The 3,376-nt window shown below is 72.0% G+C and carries 6 protein-coding genes; 3 read left to right on the top strand and 3 right to left on the bottom strand.

Annotated features, from left to right (window positions below; translation table 11 throughout):
• The coding region (locus QM638_RS03630) for a hypothetical protein (protein WP_415140574.1) at positions 1-201 on the bottom strand (201 nt) is incomplete at its 3' end.
• A 34-nt stretch (positions 202-235) separates the two neighbouring features.
• Positions 236-595, bottom strand: a complete 360-nt coding sequence (locus tag QM638_RS03625; RefSeq protein ID WP_415140573.1) for a DsrE family protein — start codon at positions 593-595, stop codon at positions 236-238.
• 129 nt (positions 596-724) lie between these two features.
• Here QM638_RS03625 and QM638_RS03620 point away from each other — a divergent pair, with 129 nt between their 5' ends.
• The 3 genes from QM638_RS03620 to QM638_RS03610 are packed head-to-tail and all read left to right on the top strand — an operon-like array spanning position 725 to position 2,729.
• On the top strand, positions 725-1,231 hold the full coding sequence (locus QM638_RS03620) for an FABP family protein (RefSeq protein WP_415140572.1): 507 nt from the start codon (positions 725-727) through the stop codon (positions 1,229-1,231).
• 45 nt (positions 1,232-1,276) lie between these two features.
• Positions 1,277-1,753 carry a Fur family transcriptional regulator gene (locus QM638_RS03615; protein ID WP_415140571.1) on the top strand — a complete coding sequence of 159 codons (477 nt, stop codon included), beginning with the start codon at positions 1,277-1,279 and terminating at the stop codon, positions 1,751-1,753.
• Positions 1,746-2,729: a YgfZ/GcvT domain-containing protein gene (locus tag QM638_RS03610; RefSeq protein ID WP_415140570.1), complete on the top strand. Its 984-nt coding sequence runs from the start codon at positions 1,746-1,748 to the stop codon at positions 2,727-2,729. Before QM638_RS03615 ends, QM638_RS03610 begins: the two co-directional genes overlap by 8 nt.
• A 54-nt stretch (positions 2,730-2,783) precedes the next feature.
• Here the strand turns inward: QM638_RS03610 and mshD are convergent.
• Positions 2,784-3,376, bottom strand: a 593-nt coding sequence (gene mshD, locus QM638_RS03605) for a mycothiol synthase (RefSeq protein WP_415140569.1), incomplete at its 5' end; no start/stop codon positions are given.

The raw sequence follows: 3,376 nt of genomic DNA, 5'->3' as shown, positions 1-3,376 counted from the left end.
CTCGTCGGCGACCAGTCGCTCGGCCGCCTGCGCCGCCGCCGCCTGCTCGGCACTCTGCCGGAGCCGGTTGGCCGCCTCGGCCGCGCGGGCATGGGTGGCGACGCGGGCCTCGAGCTCGGCGAGATCCGGCTCGGCGGCGCCCTCCTCGGGGCTCGAGCCACGCTTGAACCAGCGTCGTTCGCCGGGCTGCTGGGTGCTCACCGGTCCGATGTTATCGGCGCGATCTGGGTGGCGATCAGTACACCAGTGCCTGGACGCCGTCGAGGAGGATCTCCTCGGCGAAGACCGCCGCGCCCTTGATCGCGGCCCCGGGCATCAGGTCCTCCTCGGTCAGATCGCGTCGGGCGGCGCACTGGCTGCACACCACGACCTCGCCGTCCGCCAGCACGATGCCGAGCAGGTCGGCCAGCGGGGTGGCCAGTGGCAGCTCGAACGCCTCCGCCCGGCCCGGTACGGCGAACCAGGACGCCTCCGCGGTCAGCCACAGCGACACCTCGGCGCCGGCGGCGACGGCCGCCGCGGCGACGGTGAAGGCCTGGTTGGCCCGCTCGGGCTCCTCGGCCCCGGCGGTCAGCTTGACCACGAGTCTGCGCACGAGCACGAGACTAGACGACTCGTGCCGAGGTCCCGCCCGCACGATCCGTCGGCATCGCTCGTCGAGACGAGGCCAGCGCCACCCTGGCGCGGGGACTCACCGGCGGCGGCACGGCACTAGGCTGGAGTCGTGGCATTCGAGCTCCCCGACAATCTGCACCCCGACTGTGGCCCGGTCGCCTGGCTGCTGGGCACCTGGCGCGGCAACGGGCACGGCGACTATCCCACGATCGAGTCGTTCCAGTTCGGTCAGGAGCTGATCTTCACCCATGACGGTCGGCCGTTCTTCCACTACTTCTCGCGCAGCTGGATCATCGACCCGGAGACACACGAGAAGGTGCGTGACTCGGCCCTCGAGACCGGCTTCCTGCGGTGCCGGCCGGACGGCGAGGTCGAACTGGTGCTGACGCACAACACCGGCATCGTCGAGATCTGGTACGGCAAGGCCGAGGGCGGCAAGCTGGAGCTGGCCACCGATGCGGTCGCCCGCACCGAGTCGGCCAAGGAATACGTCGGCGGCACCAGGCTGTACGGCAACGTGGAGGGCGACCTGCTCTACGCCTTCGACATGGCGGCGATGGGCCAGGCCATGCAACCGCACCTGTGGGCGCGGTTGCAGCGCGCGACCCGGGACTGAGAAGGCTCGCACCGAGGTGGTCGGGTGAGCGGGAGGCGGGAGACGATGGCCGATCCAGAGGGGACCGAGGACTGGCGGGCAGCCCTGCGCGCCAAGGGCTACCGGCTGACGCCCCAGCGGGAGCTGGTGCTGGCGGCGGTCGAGCGGCTCGAGCACGCCACCCCGGAGAGCGTGCTGGCCGACGTACGGACCTCGTCGTCGGCGATCAACCTCTCCACCGTCTACCGCAACCTGGAGGTGCTCGAGGAGCTCGGCCTGGTCCGGCACACCCACCTCTCCGAGCGAGTGGCGACGTACCACACCACCACCGGCCGTCCGCACTTCCATCTGGTCTGCCGGAAGTGTGAGCGGGTCATCTCGGTTGACCCGGAGGTGGCCGAACCGTTCGTGACGCGGCTGCGCGAGGAGTTCGCGTTCGAGACCGACATCGGACACCTCACCGTGTTCGGCGAATGCAGCACGGACGCGGAGGTAGACGAGAAGACGGGCGAGAGGACGCAGGAGGGGACAGACGATGAGTGACACCGAGCGGCAGCCCAGCCCGTTGCTCGAGCTGAGCGGCGCCGTCGCCGGCGATGGGATCGATGCGGCGGTGGCGGCGCACTACGGCTCGTTCAACCTCGAGCAGCGGACGTTGGTGTCGGGCGAGGGGTTCGTCGACCTCTCCCACCGCGACGTGGTGCGGATCGCCGGACCGGATCGGCTGACCTGGCTGCACCAGCTCACCTCGCAGTTCTTCGAGGACCTGCGGGCGGGAGAGTGGACCGCGGCGTTGGTGCTCTCCCCGCAGGGGCACGTCGAGCACTACTTCGCGGGCATCGACGACGGTGAGGCGTTCACCGCCTGGACCGAGCCCGGCGCCGGCGCGGCGCTGATCGAGTTCGGCGAGCGGATGAAGTTCTGGTCGGAGGTGACGCTGTCGCTGGAGCCGGAGCTGGCCACCGTGTGGCGGCCCGGGGAGACGCCGGCCGGCAGGTACTCCTTCATCCCACGTGCCTCGCTGACCGCTTTCGTCGACGCCGCCGGGCCGGCCTGCGGGCTGTGGGCCTTCGAGGCGCTCCGGATCGAACGGGGTGAGCCGAGGCTCGGCCTGGACACCGACCAGCGGACCATCCCGAACGAGGTCGGCTGGGTGCCGGGGTCGGCGGCGGAGGCCGGACCGGGCTTCGCGGTGCATCTGGACAAGGGCTGCTACCGGGGGCAGGAGACCGTGGCCCGGGTGCACACCCTGGGCCGGCCGCCGCGGCGGCTGGTGCTGTTGCATCTCGACGGTTCGGAGAACCGGCTCCCGACACTCGGGTCATCGCTGCGGCTGGGGGACCGGGAGGTCGGCTTCGTCGGCACCTCGGCCCGGCACTTCGAGCTCGGCCCGATCGCGCTCGGGATCGTCAAGCGCAACGTGCCCGTCGACGCACAGCTCACCGTCGACGGCATGCCTGCCGCGCAGGAGCTCATCGTCGACCCCGAGGTCGGTCTCCACGTCCGTCCGCTGCGCTGAGGTCGTGGCCCCGGGCTTCCTCGGGCGCCCGCCTGGCACCGGTGTCGAGATCGGTCAGTCGCGGGCGTACTGCACGTGGGTGTCGGCGGGAGCGTGGGCGAAGCCGAGCCGGGAGTAGACGTGCACCGCGGGGTCGTTGTCCGCCTCGACGTAGAGATGGATCTCCTCGACCCCGGCGTCGGCGAGGTGGTGCAGGCCGGCGAGGGTGAGCCAGCTGCCGAGGCCCCGGCCCTGTGCGGCGGGGTCGATCCCGACGACGTACACCTCGCCCAGACCCGGCGAGTGCCGCTTGGTCCAGTGGAAGCCGAGCAACCGGCCGTCGCCATCCCATGCGGTGATCAGTCCGGCCGGGTCGAACCACGACTCGGCCATCCGCTCGGCGAGCCCGTCCGCGTCGAGGTCACCCTGCTCGGGGTGGGAGGAGAAGGCGGCCGCGTTGACCCGGAGCAGCTCGGTGGCATCGCCGTCGCCGAGACCACGCACCGCGACGCCGTCGGGCGCCGGCGGCAGCGGCGGGAGGCCGGTCGCCGGGCGGCGCATCACCCACAGCTCGCGGGCTCGTCGCCAGCCGTGGGTGGCGGCCAGCGCGGTCGCGCCCGGGTGGTCGCCGTGCGACCAGGCGGTACGCGCGGCGGCGAGGGCCGGCG

Source organism: Nocardioides sp., from assembly GCF_047606145.1.
Classification (GTDB): Bacteria; Actinomycetota; Actinomycetes; order Propionibacteriales; family Nocardioidaceae; genus Nocardioides.
This window is presented reverse-complemented; position numbering and strand designations above follow the sequence as displayed.